Here is a 16,034-nt window from a genome sequence, read left to right on the forward strand (position 1 = left end):
CTTGCGTGTAACATCTCACCCCCTTAAAGGAATTATTTTAAGAATTTGTTTTGTAAACTACTCTTTGGATATGGACTGTTAGATACAGTTTCTCTTCATTTGTAAGATTGTAACTATAATTAGCTTCGATATACTTTTCTATTTTTTCGACGCATAAGAAAGCGTTCTTATACTTTGATTTAATTACATCTAGCAGATCCTGATCACTTTCATTTTCATGCATGTTCCCGCCAACTAATCTTTGGGCAAAAAATTTCAAATGTGAAATAAAGCGATAGAAGTAAACTGATTTTTCATCAAAATTAATCTGAAAATAAAACCTTACAATATTGCTTATTTCTTGAATGATTTTAGTAACCCGATAGATATCTTGGCTCTCTTCTCTTTCTTCGGCATTCACTATATGCAGAGCAAGGAACCCAGCCTCATCATCAGGGAATTGAATATCTAGATCCTGACTGATATATTGTAGAGCCTTAACACCAACCTCATATTCTTCAGGGTAAAAGCGCTTGATATCCCAAAGTAGTGCATTTTTTAAAATAACGCCATCCCGAAACCGATTCACGGCTGTAAATATATGATCACTTAAAGATATATATATACTATCATTCAACTTTTTCCCTAAAGTTAACTTTGCGTAATTTATTATTTGGTCGCTTACATTAAAATATTCAATCGGAATCTCTGTTAAAAGATCCTGTAGTTTAATAAATGATTCTTTGGTTGACAATGAGTAAATCTTTTCTACGACTTGCTCATCAATCAGATCCCCAATTTTTTTTTGATATGCTATTCCTTTGCCCATCACAATAACTTCTTGGTCGAATTTATCCCGTATTACCGCCACGTTATTGTTAAGAATTTTACGTATAATCATGTTCTGCCCTCCTTTATACAAATAAAGACCCGCCCGCACATAATGAAATTAACGTCCCGAAGATACGTTAATCAAAATGTGCAAGCAGGTCTAGCTTGTAATTAAACAATCACTATCCTTAACTCGCACTTTAATTATATCTATGATTAGTTAATTATTCAATATTTTTTTATAGAGAGAAGATTTCCATACGGTTGATGCAATCATCATTATTTCCAATATTCCCTTTAATAATCATCAAGTGTCTGACCGACACCAACAAATATTTTCACTTATCGGATAGCGGTTCCATCCGAATGCTACAGGTAATTCGTATGTACACTTTCGAACAGAATACAAAACGAGCCAGAGAGTCAACTGACCGGGCTCGTTCTTGTATAATCCACATAAAGGGAATGTTCTCCCGTACCGCTTTGGCGATTTGCCGGGAAGAATAAATGCGCTGTGCATACGCGTAGCTAATGACTTTAGCAAGCATTTTGGGGTGGTAGCTGTCGCGGCCACCGCTGGGGTAGGTGGCGTCAAAGATGGAGTTATCTAGTCGATTGACGGCGGCATTCACAAAACGAACAAGGTGATGTTCTGGAATATCTTCCTCTAAATCCATTGGCAAACAAAGCGATTTCTTTTTGTGATTTTAAAGAAAGTGTAGAAACTTTTTCCGCTTAAGCAGCGGAGCGTACTCACCAAGCGCAACCGTCTAACCAACTCCAAAAACATGGGCTGTCCCAGCCATTTCATGACTTATGGGACAGCCCCTTCGTAATGAATATATATTTAAAACACACTCACTTATAGAATTGAGGAAGGTATTCGCGATGGGCTTCCAACAGCTCATCCAGAACAACTTTTGCGGCATCGCCGCTCGTTACAAGAGGATTCAATATGAAGGCCTGCAGGGCGGTCGCATAATCTCCCGTAACTGCGGCTTCGACTGTCAGCTCTTCCATCGCCTTCATTAACTGCAGCAGCCCCCGCTGGGCTGGCGGGAACGCTCCGAAGTGGACCGGCTCCGCCCCATGCGCCGTGATAATACTCGTTACTTCGATGGCACTCTCGTAAGGAAGGTCGCTGATCGTGCCTCGATTTCGGGTATTGACCACCATTCTTGTGCCTTTATTGTTGTAGATCGAATTGATGATTTCACAGGCCGCATCGCTGTAATAAGCCCCGCCGCGTTTCTCCAGCTCCTTGGGCTTGTAGTCGAGGTTTGGATCTTTGTACAGTTCAAACAAACTCTCCTCCAGGCGCTTGACGACCTGCCCGCGGGTTCCTTCTCCGTTTGCTGCTTCCAGTTCCTCTTTCAGCATACTGTCGGTCATGTAGTAGTAACGGTGATAAGGACAAGGCAGCATCTCCAAATGGGCGATTTGTTCAGGCAAGAACCGCATTTCTTTAATGTTCTCAACCAATTTCTCCGGCTTGGCGTCCGTCCCGTACAATTTATCTATAACCTCGGCCGTAAGCTCTACCCCGTTTCGGCCATAAACTTTATGCCAATGAAGATGGTTGATGCCGGCAAATTTGAAGAAGAGGTCCTTTTCCTCCTTCTCGATCACAGCTGCCTCGTTCTTGACCGCCATGATCGGAACGTTGCATAACCCGATCACTTTCTCCCACTGCCCGTACCGAAGCACGGCTTCCGTAACCATACCTGCCGGATTGGTAAAGTTGATCAGCCAGGCCTCTGGACTCAGCTCTTTCATGTCTTCGACGATCTCAAGAACGACCGGAATGGTACGGAACGCCTTCAGCATGCCGCCCGCTCCGTTGGTTTCCTGTCCGATCATGCCGTGCTTAAGGGGAATCATCTCGTCTTTAATGCGCGCATCCAGCAGCCCTACCCGGAATTGGGTTGTCACGAAGTCCGCATCCGCAAGCGCCTGTCTTCGATCGAGGGTCAGGTGAATGTCGCATTCGATCCCCGCCGCCTTTATCATCCGTTTCGCCATGGAACCTACAATTTCAAGCTTTTCTTTACCAGCCTCTATGTCCACCAGCCATAGTTCGCTGACCGGGAGTTCATGATGCCGTTTGATAAACCCTTCGATCAATTCCGGTGTGTAGCTGGAACCGCCGCCGATGGTCACAATCTTCAATCCTTTTTTCAATGAGAACGCCTCCTGTATGCGATGTTTTTTCACTACTACTCCACCTTAATTTATGGAATGCATTACAGGTCAAGCCCACTTTCCCTACATATTGAAGCGGCCGCAAAATTAGATTCATATCGACTGAGTATGCTATGCTCTAAGGAAGAGGTGAGAATAAATGACCAATATTCAGGAAATTGCGCGTCTTGCTGGCGTGTCCACAACAACGGTCTCTCGTGTCATCAATCAACATCCTTATGTAAATGAAACCAAACGTAAGAAAATTCTCGAAATCATTGAACATTTGGATTATGTACCCAATTCCAGTGCGAAATCCCTTAAAAAAGGAATGACCCGGATTATTGGTGTTTTGACCGGGACATATACGACCTTATCCACATCATTTATCCAAGCTTTTAACACCAGCGCGCAAAAGCATGGGTTTAATGTGATGTTGTTTATTACAAACGGAGATCGCCAGCAAGAACTCATAGCGCTTGAGATGCTGCGCAGCAAGCAGTTGGATGCCTTGGTTTGTCTATTTCGAACCAACGAATGGAATGTAATTGAATCTTATGCCAAATACGGTCCTATTGTAACTTGGCAGCGGCTTGTAAGCGATACGATTCCCTCAGTCTTCATGGATCAATATCATGGTTATATGCTAGGACTTGAATACCTCTACGCCAAAGGATACCGCAGGATCGCAAACGTATTTTCGTCAAAAGGATTAAACACTCCGGAACGGATCAGAGCCTATAATGATTTTGTAGCTAAGTATCAATTAAAATCCAATGACTTTCCAGATTTCCACTATAAACTCACCATTTTTGATGGAGAAGAGGTTGCAAGATGGTGGATAGAACAGAAGAACAGACCGGATGCTATCGCCTGTTCGAACGACAATGTGGCTGCCGGACTCCTCACCGAACTTCGCCGTGCCGGTTTCTCCGCTCCAGTTGACGTCGGCATATTGGGATTCGACAATTCCGAGCTTGCTCATCTGTTAGATCTGACAACTATCCACTATCCCGCAAATGACCAGGCAGAGAACGCCTTTTTTATCATTCTGGATATGCTGGGTCAGCCTGCTCCTGAACTTCACCTTTTAGAATTTGAATTAATCGAGCGAAAGTCCACCTGAGTCCTAAAAGCCATAGGCAAGGTCATAAAGATTTTAATGAAGCAGTAACAAAACAACAAGTGTTCTCTCATTGGCAAGATGTTGTTGTACATATTTGTAATCATTTTCTTTGTGCTCCATTTATCGAACCATACCCTCTCCATATGTCCAAGTTTTCTGTATATGATTATTCTGTTCCTAATTCGAAAAATCGGCGACCTGTCCCCAGTAGAACACTGAGAGGAACAGATCACCGATTAATCATCTTTCTACTGTCTAATTGACGGGGCTATGATTATCAGAGAATGTATCTTCAACTATGTCTGCATCATAACCTGCGGATAAAGGCAGGGCCCTGTTACAATAAGAACTATTGGTTGTTTATCAATATTATCTTCAAGATTTATTGACATTCATAAACCTCCTTTTCCATTTCAGCTTTAACTTCACTAAAGTTTCTGCGTATTATTTTTGACACTGCCCCTGCATCATCATATGTTATACTTCTTATCTTAACTATCTCGAAGTTTGCCTCCAAATCTTATTTTAACTAGCGCGCAATGTTATATAGCGCCTTTTTTGCGAACTTCGTAAAAAAACAATCCTTCCTGTTAGCCGAATCCCTAAACATTTACTCCCGTCCAGTATATTAAGGTTTCCTTGACATTTCCCTTTTTGAATAACCTTGGTTCGGCCATTACTTTTAATAAATCGGTGTACGGTACACATTCTTGTCCTCCGACAGCGAAGTCTTCATGATTTTTTAATAACCATCGACACTTTGTAGTTCGCATATTCACTCACCCCGTCCAAGAATTCATCTACATGTTTATTGGATGGAAATCTGCACTCCAGAAGATAACATCCATCCCCGCCAATTTTATAATTACTCAACACAAAGGGCTCTTTCATTTTAATAAAGGCCAACAGCGGTTGGTGATTAAGCGTATTGGTATAGAGCGTAATAAAAGCGTGAATAAAGCACCCTAATTTGGAGTGATTAATTTTTATCGTATAGCCTTCAAGCACTCCATTATCCTCCAGTTTCGCAACACGGCTTGCTGCTGCTTGCCCGGTCATATGCACTTTCTCCCCTAATTCCCTCATTGTGATACGGCTATTTTTAGATAATTCGGACAGAATAAGCAAATCGGTTTGATCCATGGTAATCCCTCCAGTGAAATTGCGTGAAAATCGAAGCAAACGTATTTAATATTATTTCCTTTCAAAATTAAAGTCAAATCATCCAAAGACCTGATTTTATATATGTAAATTAAATGGTCTCTTAGGTACAATAAATATATAACAAAAGAAAAGGAGCTAATATTATGAAAGTTAGATTGATAAGAAATGCAACTTTGGTTGTTGAATATGCAGGTAAGAAATTTTTGGTTGATCCATTCTTGGCAGAGAAGGGAACTCTTCCGCCATTTCCTGCTTTGACTAAAAATGAACAATATAACCCTTTAGTTCACTTGCCGATATCGCTTGACGATTTAATTAAGGATGTAGATGCGATCATTGTTACTCATTTACACTATGACCACTTCGATGAAGCTGCCAAAGAAGTGCTGCCAAAAAACGTAAAAATGTTTGTACAAAATGAAGAAGATGCAACAGAAATCAAAAAAGCCGGCTTCCAAGACATTGAAGTTTTATCCGAGAGCACATCCTTCGAAGGGATCCAATTAGTGAAAACGAAAGGCGCACATGGAAGAGGAGAGATCTTATCCCTGGTAGGAGTAGTTTGTGGTGTTGTTTTTAAACATCCAGATGAGAAAACGTTATATGTCGCCGGAGACACCGTATGGTACGAAGATGTTCAGGAAGAAATCGAAACACACCAACCGGAAATCATTGTGGTTAATGGAGGAGATGTCCAACTCACAGAAGGCGGCTCTCTGGTTATGGGAAAAGACGATATTTATGAAGTGCATAAGGCTGCCCCTAACGCGATGATTGTTTCAGTTCACATGGAAGCAGTAAATCACTGGACCTTGTCAAGAGCAGAGTTAAAAAGCTTCCTAAATGAAAAAGGGATTACTTCTAATGTATTAGTGCCGGATGACGGCGAATCTTATACATTCTAACATATAAGGATTACTGTTCACCTATAAATTCAAATAACAGCAGCCGGAGGTTCCGGCAGCTGTTATTTGTTTGCCATAGCCCCCCACCGTATTCAAAAAACGACTCAGCCTTGGCTGAATCGTCACCATTAGTGAATTATTCATTATAAATCTGATAAATATGGTCCAGCTTTTCCTTCAACAGTGATAAACGAACAAATCGATCTTCTCTCAAATACTCTTTTTGTTCGATGAACAAGAGCATCATCGGAGCACTCAGAATGAGAAACTTCCCTGTTACCTCTTCGACTTTGCTGGCATCAATATGCCCGAGACGGATAAGTGGATAATGGGACAGGAGTTCTTTTAGTTTGGGCAACAGTGCGTGGCAGATGCTGCAATCGGGCTTGGATATATATAAAAAGCTCAGTTCGTAATTCTTAAGAAAATCCTCGATTTCCCTTAGCGTAGTCAATTCATATACCTCTTTCATTAAGAAACCTCATTTCACTTGACCAACCCTGGTCGTAATATTTCACCCCTAAATACGTTACCGTTTTAATAAAGGACCCGACCAGGCGCCAAGTCCGCCGTTCAGATGTGCGATCTTGGCAAAACCATTCTTCAGCAGTATTTTTGCTGCTCTCTTGCTCCTCATACCGCTTCTGCAATAGAGCAGCAGATCACGATCCTTTGGGAGATCGCCAAGCCGGAGATTCAATTCAGACAAAGGGATATTCTTGGCTCCTTTAATGTGCCCTCCCTTAAACTCCCCTGATTCACGAACATCAATAAGCACCGCCTCTTTGGACTGCTCGAGTTCTCGTTTAAAAGCTTCTCCATTCAACGTTTTCAAGCCTTTCGTCTTTCCAAATCGAATGTACATAAATACGATGACCAGCAAGATTATAGACAAGCTCGACAAAAGATCATTATTCATATAAAGCTCACCTTCCTCATTATTAATTCCTCCTCAGGAAACAGAAGGATGATTAATCACAAACCAACTCATCTTTCCAATTATTAAGTCCTCCGGTCATACTGATGGCGTTGAAACCACTAGCGATTAACAGTTCACACGCTAGTCCGCTTCTGCCGCCGCTTCTGCAGATCACAATGGTCTCGGGATTTGGATCCAGTTCATTGAGACGCTCGCTTAGTTGTCCGAGAGGAAGGTGTTTTGCGCCGGCTATATGTCCCTCCTGCCATTCTTCCTGTTCTCTTACATCAAGCTTCCTTAATGGATTCTGGATATATATTTTTCCATTATTTCATAGCTGATCGCCCCTTGAAATTTTTCCAGGATGACTCCTTCGGTATCCAGTAAATATGTCGTGGGATAAGCAACAACTTGATAAGTTTGCACAACATCACTCTTCTCGTCCATGACAATTGGAAACGTGAGTTGTTGTTCATTAACGAAGGTCTGAACGTCTTCCAAATTCTCTTCTGTAAGCGTCATGTTGACCCCCAGAATGACAACATCTTTTGCCTTGAAATCCTGAAAAATATTCTGCATATGAGGCATTTCCACCTGACATGGCGGACACCAGGTAGCCCAAAAATTAACCAGTACGATCTTGCCCTTAAAATCAGACAGCTGAACTGTAGTCCCCTTTAAGTCCGTAAGCGCAAAGTCCGGCGCCAGCTGTCCCTTCAGGATCCCCGTCCTCAACTGCTTGTTTTCTGACTTCGTTATTTGTATTGTTTCTGAGGGTGATTTTTTAAAATAATCGTAGCCGCCATAAACGACAAGTCCTATCAAAACAAGGATCGCAATCAGGTTTTTTCTCAACTGATTCATCACCATCCACTAAAAGTTGATATCCAAAAGTGTATATTGGGCCAGCCAGGCACTAATTCTCTGCAGTTGTCCGGTAAACAACAAAAATCCCAGACCAATGACTAACCAGCCGTTCAATTTGGACAGAAAAGGAACCCATTTGTTGATTTTTTTCATTAATTGCAGAGAATAAGTCAATAACCATGAAATCAGCAGGAACGGCACTCCCATTCCCAGGGAATAGACGGTAAGCAGCCCAACGCCATTCCACAGCGTATCACTGGACCCGGCCAGAAGTAAAATAGCTGACAACGCCAAACCCACACAAGGGCTAAAGCCCGCACCAAAGGCCATACCAGTAAGCAGTGAACGCACTGCACCACGTCTTCTTTTCGTCTTGAATTCTCTTGTCTTACCGGACATCAGCAACCGGAAATTTAGAATCCCCGCCATTTGCAAGCCAAAGATAATAATCAATAAGCCGCTTATTTTTTGAATTACATCGCGTTCCCGGGCAAAGAAATGGCCTATAAAACTTGCCGAAGCTCCCAGCGTAATAAAAACAAGGCTGAAACCCGCGACGAAAAAAAGGGATAGAAAAATCATCTTCCCCCTATTTACAACCAGCTTGCCATCTTGAACGGATGAACCGGTCAAATGAGAAATGAAAGCGGGGAGTAGCGGAAAAACACAAGGGGATAAAAAGGATAGTACACCTGCGGCAAAGGCTGAGAAAACATTAATATTATTCATCTAACCCTCTCTTTTCCTTGTTATCGGTCAACCCGCCCATTCCGGCCAGACCCGCGGCGGCTATAAGGTAGAATACCTGCTGCTTGTTGAACGATAAAAACCACAGTTGCCGTTCGGAAATGAAAAACCAAAGTACAATATGTCCGATACAGAACCAGACAACATAAACGAACCTTCTGGCGGCAGGCAAATTTGATGCTCTTGTAGTCTGTAGAAGGATAAGAAGTACAATGGATAATACTGCGCTTGTCAAATGAAACCATATGAGCTCCGCTCCGGTAAGGAGCAACAATATCCGTGAAGCTAAGTAACCCGCCAGCATATATATAATCAAGCTGTCGACCCAAGCCGCAAATATTATATTCCGCTTTGAGGCTGCCTTCCAGATATAGACCACTGCTGCCAAAGCTGCCAGCCATGCCCCGCGTTCCCCGCCATCATAATACAGGAGAGAGATCGGACGCTGAATAACCTCCACGGGATAAAATAGCAAATAACTTGCCTTCCAGACAACCATCCATAACCAGAACGCGTTGGTAAGGGGGATCAACACTTCCTCTTGTACCCTTTGATTCCGATATTGGTAACGCAACATCAACCAGCCCGCTGTCCCAAACCAAAAATAGAATATCAGTTGTCCGTTTAAGACTAAAGAACCGACTTGAATATTATGCAATTAGCCACCCCTCACTGAAGAGAATAACGCATCTTTACTCAACAATTCATTCTCGTCTAAGCTCTTCGTGGAACACCTGCTTATGTTCCACGAGCGTCCATTTCTTCTAGCCTTGTTTACGAGCGATAATGACATAATGCTGCTCGTTTGGAAATGAAATCTGTTCGATTGTAAAGCCGTGTTCTTCGAAAGATTTGGACAACTCGCTGGAATGCAAACGATGTTCAAGCGGTGGCCCCTGCTCCATCTCCTTCTTTTCCCATTCGATACAAAGTACTTTACCTCCCGGCTTCAACACTCTTTGTATTTCTTTTAAACCGTCTTGCAGCGGCTCCACCTCATGGATTACGAAAGAAGCAATAATATGGTCTGCAGCTTGTGATTCCACAGGTATCTGCTCAATTTCTCCCTCTAAAAGTTCTACATTGGTTGTTTCTTGTTCAGCTATTTTTTCTTGAAGATGCTGCAGCATCAGAGGAGAAACGTCTAATGCATAAACTTGATGACAGAGAGTCGAAGCCGGTAACGTAAAATACCCTGTACCCGCACCCAAATCTAATATGGTATCACTTTTCTTAATATCCAATAAAGCTAGAATGGTTTCCGGTGGTAGAGCCTTCCGTCTCTCCGGACTATCTAACCTTGCAAGTTTTTCGGGATTGAATCTTTTTTCCATAATGTGACACACTTCCTTTCTTCCTGATCTGTTTCTCACAACAGTTCTACCGCTTAAGTTCTATATTCATATACGATTCCATTGAATTTTTAAGTTCAGCGGCCAATTTACTTAGCGATGCAGCTGAATCGGTAACCTTCATTGTGGAGGACAAGTGCTTCCATGCAGTTGAATCCGCATTCTCGGCGAGATCTTTCGTTTTTTCTGTGGTATCAGACCAAGCTGCCATCGTTGACACCACTTCATCAGTGCCAGATGACATCTGTTGCGTAACCGATGATACTTCTTGCAACTGTATGGTTAACTGTTTAATATTTAACATGATATGATCAAAGCTGTCGGCTACGCCCATCATAGATGACTTACCGTCTTCGGCAAAAGCTTTGCTGCTTTCCATATTAATGAATACAGCCGAGGTTTCATCTTGCATCTCCTTGATAAGCTTGGCCACGTTCTGCGCCGAGTTCTGAGTTTGCTCTGCCAGCCGTTTGACCTCAGCGGCAACAACTGCAAATCCTTTCCCCTCTTCCCCAGCGTGCGCTGCCTCGATTGCAGCGTTCAGAGAAAGCAAGCCTGTCTGATTCGCTATATTGTTTATTGTATCCGTAATAGAACTGATGCTTTTTGATTTTTCCAGAAGGGAAGCCACAACCTCTCCCAGTTGCTTAACGGATAGATATATCCGATCAAATTGCTAAAGTGCTTTGCTCACATGATCCTGCCCAGCAACCGCATTTTTCTCCGAATGCAGAGAGGCTTCAGCCAGTTTGTTCGCTGATCCTGCAATCCGTCCAATGTTTAGAGCCATAAGTTCCATCGTATGGTTCATTTCCTTCGCCCCATGTGCCTGGGCTACGGTACCCTCATTGATTTCCCTGATTTGTCCAGACATCTCTTTGATTGTAGTTACGCTTTGCTTAGCAGCTTGAGTTAGCACCTCTGAATTTTCCGACAACGCTAAAACTATTCCTTTTATGTGCTGAATCCGTTCTCCTGTCGTTACAACCAAACTGTCGATAGAATTGGTCATCTTGCCTATTTCATCCTTCGAAATCATACCCATAACTAGCTTTGCGACTACCCCCAACAGCACTACGGAGACAACTAGTAGGAGAGAACTGATCAATTTGGCCTTCATGCTTGTGCTAAGGATTGTATTTAAATTGGAATCATCTTCCATGCTGTTTACATAATAGAAATTTACACTGCTGATCAAAACCAGTAGAAAGATGGATATCAGGATAAAAACGTGAGTTTTTGTGCTTATTTTCATTTTGTTCCTCCTGAGTCAGTCTTACCGTTTTCTATGAACGAATACCCCACCCATATGATTGAATCTGATTATTAAAAAGGAACCAACTGAGTGGCTCCTTGCTCCGTTCGTTTATTCAAAAATTATTTTCCTGCCGCATTTAGAATTTTAGCTTTCAGTACAGATTTCGGATTTATACCGACCATTTGTTCAACCAGCTTACCATCTTTAAACAGCAGCAAGGTCGGAATGCTTCGAACCCCAAATCGTACAGCCAATTCCTGCTCATCATCAACATTTACTTTAGCGATATTAGCTTGACCCTTTAGCTCATTCGCCAATTCTTCAACAATGGGGAGTTGAATTCGGCATGGCCCACACCAAGGTGCCCAAAAATCAACCAGGGAAACTCCTGATTCAATATGATTTTGAAACGTATCTTTTGTCAAAGCGGTTGCTCTCATATGACTTCCCTCCTCGAAACTTAGTTATTTAATATAATTGGATTTCTTTAAAATGGATAAGTGATTAATGAGGCCTCTTAAGCGTTCTTTGATAATGAGACATCACCATTGATGTAGATTTGAACTCCGGCTTTTTTAAGCATATTTCCAACGTCGCAGTTCCGGTCGGCCGCTGCAAAGGTTCGATCAGCCGATTGAATCTCCTCTTCATTCGCACCAGTAGGCAGCACAATTGCTGGGTAATGGGTGATCTTGAATCCTTCTTCTTTGGAAACACTTGCTTCCGAATGCATCTTCAGGCTTTCTACAGCAAGATTTCTTGCCTCTAGCATGCCTACAAGGGTCATCATAAAGCATGTTGCGGCGGAAGTGACTAGCAGTTCCTTCGGCTCGGTACCTTCACCAGTGCCGCCGAAGGATTGGGGAACAGCAATTTCTGTTTTTAGATAGCCAGCTTCGACTTTCCCACTCCCACTTTTATTCCCGTTCCATTCCATTTTCAGTGTCGTTTTTGACTGATCCATAACTCACTTCTCCTTATTATTAGTTAACTAGTTAATTGGTTAATTAGTTATTTATTATAAAAATAAATCTTTCTCTGCGATTTGTCAAGCCTTCTCCATCAAATAGTAATCCAGAGCATGAATGCTTGATTTTTATCATTTTCTTCATTAAGCTGTAAATATCCAAATCCATAGACAACCAACCAAGAAAGCGGGTCGTACAAAGATGGAAAACTCAGGCTTGCTTTTTAATATCGATCCCGATTCTCCCTTGCCGATTCATATACAGATCAAAGAACAGATCAAATGGCTTATAGGGAAAGGTCTACTCCATTCGGGAGATGTGCTTCCTTCCACCAATCAATTGGCCGAGCAATTGTCGATTAACCGGAACACTATTCAAAGCGTATATACACAATTGAAAGAAGAGGGACTTCTGCTGATGCAAAAAGGGCGGGGAACGCAAGTTGCCGACGAAGAGCAAATCCAGCGCTTTAAAGCTAACAATCCTCATTTTTCCTTTGTGGAGCAAATGATTGACGAAGCCCACAAATTGAATTTTGCAATTGACGACCTGCTACTGTCCGGATTCGCTTATGTGCATTTGTTTGGCCAGCGTCAAAAAAGGAAGCTGCGTTATCTTTTCGTTGAATGCAAGGCAAGCTCTTGCATCTTTTATCTGGATGAAATCAAGAGATTAACCTCTGCCGAAATTCAAACGATCGATATATCCTCGCTCCCAGACGAAGAACTGATTCAGGCTATTCACAATGCGGATGTGATCGTTACGAGAAACGACTTGGCTGAACAAATGAGAAAGTTCGTTGATGATGCCAAAAAAACAGTCATTTCTGTCGGCTCTACCAATGACGTCTCATTACTGCTTAACATGATAAGACAGCCGTGACCAGATCTGCATTTATTCGCAGCAAGTAGGGTAAGACGAGGGATTACTCCCTCGGACTCCCCGTCAAACTGTTTACACGGCTTTCCTTCGTCAGTTCTCCATCTTCAGGAATGCACCTTTATTGCTACTCACCAAGCTGGTCTTGTTTCCGCTACAGAGGATAGATTCCTTTCTTGTCCCCTCCGGGCAGTTGCGAGTTAGAAAAAAATTTCAATCTCTTCCACTGTCTTGAATGTACCCAGGTCGCCCGTTCGCCTGAATGCGCTCTTTCACTCTCGGCAGGACATACCCCTCGGTCAACGCTCGCAGGTTTATGGCGCTTACGATATCCACTCACAGTCTTTGACGAAGCACGTTTCTTTGGCCTCTGTCACTCCTCTTTTGAAGTGAGCGCAGGTTATGCGACACTACTTTTTTCTGGGGTTTGTCTTCCAAAAAACTACGGTAGATTAAAAAACTAACACTCCAGAAAATAGGTAGTAAAGGATAAGACGAATTCTGGATGGATCATCATGAAACCAAACAGAGGCTTACCTAAAAATCGACTGACGCCTGAAAAACGCGTTCATTTCCGACCGGAAATTACGTATTATCCCAACTGTGGAATAAAGCTAAAAGAAACCATGTATGCTTCGCATAAAATTGTAGCGACTCTGAACAGAATTCTGGATAAATCATGCTTAAATGTCGATTGTGCAGCTTGGAAGTATCTGCTATCGGGATTGGCTGCATGGGGATGAGTCATGGTTTCGGTCCGGCATCGAACACTAAAGAAATGATTTCACTAATCCATACGGCAATTGACCGGGGAGTAACCTTTTTTGATACAGCAGAAATGTATGGACCGTACACAAATGAAGAACTTGTAGGAGAAGCTGTCCAACCTTTTCGGAATAAAGTGGTGATTGCTAAAAAATTCGAATTTGATTTTCAGGGTGAAAGACAAACCGTTTTAGACAGCCGGCCTGAGCACATTAAAAAAGCTGTCGAAGGCTCACTAAAACGGCTGAGAATCGACTCCATAGACCTTTACTATCAGCACCGGGTAGATCCAGATGTGCCGATTGAGGAAGTTGCAGGAGCTGTACAAGATCTAATTCGGGAAGGTAAGGTAAAGATTGGGGGCTTCCGAGGCTAGTGTTAGAACAATTCGACGTGCTCATGCAGTTCAACCGCTCTCAGCAATTCAGAGCCAATACTCCATGATGTGGAAAAAATCTGAAGATGAACTACTGCCTGCGCTTGAGGAACTTGGAATAGGGTTTGTTCCGTTCTCTCCGCTGGGTAAAGGTTTCCTTACCGGGAGAGTTGATAAAAATATAGGCGTGTTGATTTCCCGGATTATGGGAATGAAGAATTAGCGAAATCACTTTGACTCCTGAGCAGACTAAACTGAACCTGCCACTCCAGCGGAAGATTAAAAATACGCCAATACTGCATAAATTCCCAAAAGGTCAGTTGAGCAAATGCAGGCACGTTGCGATGAATTCCCTCAAAAACGTACCTCAAGAGGACATAGACGGTAAGGGCCACAAATAACTGGCTATAAACCGCTTTTTCTGTAGTTCCGAATAGACAAGGCACGTTCAGATGCTGTTTAATCCAGCGAAAAAAGACTTCAATTTGCCATCGTGCTTTGTAAATCTCAGCAATGACACCAGGGGATTCTTTTCTCAAGTCGGTCACGACCCGCACAACTTCACCCCGGTCATTTTCAAATTCAACGACTCGGTGCCGCTTTACCGATTGACATTTCCCCTGACCGATATAGCAGGTAATATCGCGTACAATTTTCATGTCTCCCTCTGCCGGTCGCCGGAGGTTCCGTGGCTTCAGCAAATGAAGATTGTTTTTGAGCCGAATTACAAACGACTGGCCATGGTGTACGTATTGATCCAATCTGCTGATTTTTCCATACGCCCGATCCTGCATCAAAATGTAGTCAGAGTCCGCTAATACTTCTCCTAACGGAGCGTCATAGTGCTTAGCGATCGTTTCTTCCACATTTACCAGCGAATGCTGGCCATGAGAAAAGGCAACATGCAGCTTAATTCCGCCTCTAAATTTTTTATAAGGAGCCCAGGACATTTGGGAGTTCGGAGCTGTGATTGTGGTCGAGTCAATGAGCAACAAATCTTTGGAAAGATTCAGGTGACGGCGGGTTTTACGGTTACACTTCTTGACGAGCATTTGAATACGTTTGAATATCTCGTAAGGGACCTCACCGGCTTTGCCGGAGAGGGTGGAGTGATGAACCTTGGGTAAGTCGAAGCTTGGGCCCAATCTGGCACTTTCACGGAAGCCGCTCCATCCCCGGTAGCAGGCTTTAACAAAGTAATCGAGCAGCAAACCAACGGTAACTTTGGTTGCTGTATCCACGTATCTCGTCTGCCCCGTGACATCTTCTACTTCTTGTGGTGTTAAAACTTGTTTAAACACGGCCAAGAATTGGGTATGTTTATTCATGAGGTCGCCTCATTTCGGTTTGGTCCTACTTACCATTACCTGGAATGGCGGTTTTTTTTGTCCCTTTTTTTGGAAAATCAACGCCTGATAAAAATACAACTTTTGATAACTCGGACTTCCGCAGTATTGTGCCCCGTTTTAAGCCGGAGAATATTGAGGCAAACCAGACGCTGGTTGAACTCATACAGAAGATTGCTGCTGAAAAAAACGTTACTCCAGCTCAAATCGCACTTGCATGGGTACTTGTTTTGAAACCTTCGATAATAGTTTAACGAAAATGGAGCAGTTGCCATTAAGCAAACTGCTCCATGCTGTTTTCAACTAACGTTTCCCCGTTAACTTGTGTTGAATTAGAGATATTCGAGCTGAATTAGTTTTGTGATAACTTT

20 protein-coding genes and 2 pseudogenes are annotated in these 16,034 nt (G+C 42.7%); 6 read left to right on the forward strand and 16 right to left on the reverse strand.

Going from position 1 to position 16,034, the window contains the following annotated elements; translation table 11 throughout:
* Positions 1–37 precede the first annotated feature (37 nt).
* From licT to ACQ76X_RS27785, 3 genes and pseudogenes are all read right to left on the reverse strand, one after another.
* Positions 38–880: a BglG family transcription antiterminator LicT gene (gene licT, locus ACQ76X_RS27775; RefSeq protein WP_438497033.1), complete on the reverse strand. Its 843-nt coding sequence runs from the start codon at positions 878–880 to the stop codon at positions 38–40.
* Between the two features lie 337 nt (positions 881–1,217).
* Positions 1,218–1,487 (reverse strand): annotated as a pseudogene (locus ACQ76X_RS27780) (transposase); the annotation flags it as partial.
* A 181-nt stretch (positions 1,488–1,668) separates the two neighbouring features.
* Positions 1,669–2,991 (reverse strand): 6-phospho-beta-glucosidase, encoded by a 1,323-nt coding sequence (locus tag ACQ76X_RS27785; protein WP_438497034.1) that lies wholly within the window; start codon positions 2,989–2,991, stop codon positions 1,669–1,671.
* Between the two features lie 160 nt (positions 2,992–3,151).
* Here ACQ76X_RS27785 and ACQ76X_RS27790 point away from each other — a divergent pair, with 160 nt between their 5' ends.
* Positions 3,152–4,117: a LacI family DNA-binding transcriptional regulator gene (locus tag ACQ76X_RS27790; protein ID WP_438497035.1), complete on the forward strand. Its 966-nt coding sequence runs from the start codon at positions 3,152–3,154 to the stop codon at positions 4,115–4,117.
* A 732-nt stretch (positions 4,118–4,849) separates the two neighbouring features.
* Here ACQ76X_RS27790 and ACQ76X_RS27795 read toward each other — a convergent pair.
* Positions 4,850–5,260 carry an Lrp/AsnC family transcriptional regulator gene (locus ACQ76X_RS27795; RefSeq protein ID WP_438497036.1) on the reverse strand — a complete coding sequence of 137 codons (411 nt, stop codon included), beginning with the start codon at positions 5,258–5,260 and terminating at the stop codon, positions 4,850–4,852.
* 164 nt (positions 5,261–5,424) lie between these two features.
* On the opposite strand from ACQ76X_RS27795, the gene ACQ76X_RS27800 reads away from it, so the two are divergent.
* Positions 5,425–6,186, forward strand: coding sequence for an MBL fold metallo-hydrolase (locus ACQ76X_RS27800; protein WP_438497037.1), 762 nt, complete (start codon positions 5,425–5,427; stop codon positions 6,184–6,186).
* A gap of 136 nt (positions 6,187–6,322) precedes the next feature.
* Here ACQ76X_RS27800 and ACQ76X_RS27805 read toward each other — a convergent pair whose 3' ends face one another.
* From ACQ76X_RS27805 to ACQ76X_RS27855, 11 genes are all read right to left on the reverse strand, one after another.
* Positions 6,323–6,658 carry a thioredoxin family protein gene (locus ACQ76X_RS27805; RefSeq protein ID WP_438497038.1) on the reverse strand — a complete coding sequence of 112 codons (336 nt, stop codon included), beginning with the start codon at positions 6,656–6,658 and terminating at the stop codon, positions 6,323–6,325.
* Positions 6,659–6,715: 57 nt separating this feature from the next.
* Complete coding sequence (locus tag ACQ76X_RS27810) at positions 6,716–7,105, reverse strand: rhodanese-like domain-containing protein (RefSeq protein ID WP_438497039.1); 390 nt, start codon at positions 7,103–7,105, stop codon at positions 6,716–6,718.
* A 52-nt stretch (positions 7,106–7,157) separates the two neighbouring features.
* Positions 7,158–7,424 carry a rhodanese-like domain-containing protein gene (locus ACQ76X_RS27815; RefSeq protein ID WP_438497103.1) on the reverse strand — a complete coding sequence of 89 codons (267 nt, stop codon included), beginning with the start codon at positions 7,422–7,424 and terminating at the stop codon, positions 7,158–7,160.
* Positions 7,403–7,960, reverse strand: a complete 558-nt coding sequence (locus tag ACQ76X_RS27820; RefSeq protein ID WP_438497040.1) for a TlpA family protein disulfide reductase — start codon at positions 7,958–7,960, stop codon at positions 7,403–7,405. The genes ACQ76X_RS27815 and ACQ76X_RS27820 overlap by 22 nt, the downstream gene beginning before the upstream one ends.
* Positions 7,961–7,978: 18 nt before the next feature.
* Complete coding sequence (locus ACQ76X_RS27825; RefSeq protein ID WP_438497042.1) at positions 7,979–8,701, reverse strand: cytochrome c biogenesis CcdA family protein; 723 nt, start codon at positions 8,699–8,701, stop codon at positions 7,979–7,981.
* Positions 8,694–9,296: a hypothetical protein gene (locus tag ACQ76X_RS27830; RefSeq protein WP_438497043.1), complete on the reverse strand. Its 603-nt coding sequence runs from the start codon at positions 9,294–9,296 to the stop codon at positions 8,694–8,696. Before ACQ76X_RS27830 ends, ACQ76X_RS27825 begins: the two co-directional genes overlap by 8 nt.
* A gap of 187 nt (positions 9,297–9,483) precedes the next feature.
* Positions 9,484–10,053: a class I SAM-dependent methyltransferase gene (locus ACQ76X_RS27835; protein WP_438497044.1), complete on the reverse strand. Its 570-nt coding sequence runs from the start codon at positions 10,051–10,053 to the stop codon at positions 9,484–9,486.
* A 46-nt stretch (positions 10,054–10,099) separates the two neighbouring features.
* Positions 10,100–10,735 (reverse strand): methyl-accepting chemotaxis protein, encoded by a 636-nt coding sequence (locus ACQ76X_RS27840; protein WP_438497104.1) that lies wholly within the window; start codon positions 10,733–10,735, stop codon positions 10,100–10,102.
* Between the two features lie 12 nt (positions 10,736–10,747).
* Positions 10,748–11,326, reverse strand: a complete 579-nt coding sequence (locus ACQ76X_RS27845; RefSeq protein WP_438497045.1) for a hypothetical protein — start codon at positions 11,324–11,326, stop codon at positions 10,748–10,750.
* 122 nt (positions 11,327–11,448) lie between these two features.
* Positions 11,449–11,769: a thioredoxin gene (gene trxA, locus ACQ76X_RS27850; protein ID WP_438497046.1), complete on the reverse strand. Its 321-nt coding sequence runs from the start codon at positions 11,767–11,769 to the stop codon at positions 11,449–11,451.
* Between the two features lie 77 nt (positions 11,770–11,846).
* Positions 11,847–12,293: an OsmC family protein gene (locus tag ACQ76X_RS27855; RefSeq protein ID WP_438497047.1), complete on the reverse strand. Its 447-nt coding sequence runs from the start codon at positions 12,291–12,293 to the stop codon at positions 11,847–11,849.
* Positions 12,294–12,498: 205 nt separating this feature from the next.
* On the opposite strand from ACQ76X_RS27855, the gene ACQ76X_RS27860 reads away from it, so the two are divergent.
* From ACQ76X_RS27860 to ACQ76X_RS27870, 3 genes and pseudogenes are all read left to right on the forward strand, one after another.
* Positions 12,499–13,179 (forward strand): GntR family transcriptional regulator, encoded by a 681-nt coding sequence (locus ACQ76X_RS27860; RefSeq protein WP_438497048.1) that lies wholly within the window; start codon positions 12,499–12,501, stop codon positions 13,177–13,179.
* 512 nt (positions 13,180–13,691) lie between these two features.
* Positions 13,692–13,919, forward strand: coding sequence for a hypothetical protein (locus ACQ76X_RS27865; protein WP_438497106.1), 228 nt, complete (start codon positions 13,692–13,694; stop codon positions 13,917–13,919).
* Positions 13,856–14,483, forward strand: a pseudogene (locus ACQ76X_RS27870) (aldo/keto reductase); the annotation flags it as partial. The gene ACQ76X_RS27865 and the pseudogene ACQ76X_RS27870, both read left to right, overlap by 64 nt.
* Before the next feature lie 37 nt (positions 14,484–14,520).
* Here the strand turns inward: ACQ76X_RS27870 and ACQ76X_RS27875 are convergent.
* Positions 14,521–15,645, reverse strand: coding sequence for an IS4 family transposase (locus ACQ76X_RS27875; protein ID WP_438497050.1), 1,125 nt, complete (start codon positions 15,643–15,645; stop codon positions 14,521–14,523).
* A 44-nt stretch (positions 15,646–15,689) separates the two neighbouring features.
* Here ACQ76X_RS27875 and ACQ76X_RS27880 point away from each other — a divergent pair, with 44 nt between their 5' ends.
* Entirely contained in the window at positions 15,690–15,917 is a 228-nt protein-coding gene (locus tag ACQ76X_RS27880; RefSeq protein ID WP_438497051.1) for an aldo/keto reductase, read from the forward strand.
* Positions 15,918–16,034: the final 117 nt, after the last annotated feature.

This window comes from Paenibacillus sp. IHBB 3054, from assembly GCF_051594305.1.
Classification (GTDB): Bacteria; Bacillota; Bacilli; order Paenibacillales; family Paenibacillaceae; genus Paenibacillus_AQ.

Bases quoted from the DNA above. Each gene is read 5' to 3' on its own strand.
- ACQ76X_RS27825 (WP_438497042.1), bottom strand. From the start codon at position 8,701: ATGAATAATATTAATGTTTTCTCAGCCTTTGCCGCAGGTGTACTATCC.
- ACQ76X_RS27860 (WP_438497048.1), top strand. From the start codon at position 12,499: ATGGAAAACTCAGGCTTGCTTTTTAATATCGATCCCGATTCTCCCTTG.
- ACQ76X_RS27835 (WP_438497044.1), bottom strand. From the start codon at position 10,053: ATGGAAAAAAGATTCAATCCCGAAAAACTTGCAAGGTTAGATAGTCCG.
- ACQ76X_RS27855 (WP_438497047.1), bottom strand. From the start codon at position 12,293: ATGGATCAGTCAAAAACGACACTGAAAATGGAATGGAACGGGAATAAA.
- ACQ76X_RS27795 (WP_438497036.1), bottom strand. From the start codon at position 5,260: ATGGATCAAACCGATTTGCTTATTCTGTCCGAATTATCTAAAAATAGC.
- ACQ76X_RS27845 (WP_438497045.1), bottom strand. From the start codon at position 11,326: ATGAAAATAAGCACAAAAACTCACGTTTTTATCCTGATATCCATCTTT.
- ACQ76X_RS27790 (WP_438497035.1), top strand. From the start codon at position 3,152: ATGACCAATATTCAGGAAATTGCGCGTCTTGCTGGCGTGTCCACAACA.
- ACQ76X_RS27800 (WP_438497037.1), top strand. From the start codon at position 5,425: ATGAAAGTTAGATTGATAAGAAATGCAACTTTGGTTGTTGAATATGCA.
- ACQ76X_RS27810 (WP_438497039.1), bottom strand. From the start codon at position 7,105: ATGAATAATGATCTTTTGTCGAGCTTGTCTATAATCTTGCTGGTCATC.
- ACQ76X_RS27865 (WP_438497106.1), top strand. From the start codon at position 13,692: ATGAAACCAAACAGAGGCTTACCTAAAAATCGACTGACGCCTGAAAAA.
- ACQ76X_RS27875 (WP_438497050.1), bottom strand. From the start codon at position 15,645: ATGAATAAACATACCCAATTCTTGGCCGTGTTTAAACAAGTTTTAACA.
- trxA (WP_438497046.1), bottom strand. From the start codon at position 11,769: ATGAGAGCAACCGCTTTGACAAAAGATACGTTTCAAAATCATATTGAA.
- ACQ76X_RS27880 (WP_438497051.1), top strand. From the start codon at position 15,690: ATGGCGGTTTTTTTTGTCCCTTTTTTTGGAAAATCAACGCCTGATAAA.
- ACQ76X_RS27830 (WP_438497043.1), bottom strand. From the start codon at position 9,296: ATGTTGCGTTACCAATATCGGAATCAAAGGGTACAAGAGGAAGTGTTG.
- licT (WP_438497033.1), bottom strand. From the start codon at position 880: ATGATTATACGTAAAATTCTTAACAATAACGTGGCGGTAATACGGGAT.
- ACQ76X_RS27805 (WP_438497038.1), bottom strand. From the start codon at position 6,658: ATGAAAGAGGTATATGAATTGACTACGCTAAGGGAAATCGAGGATTTT.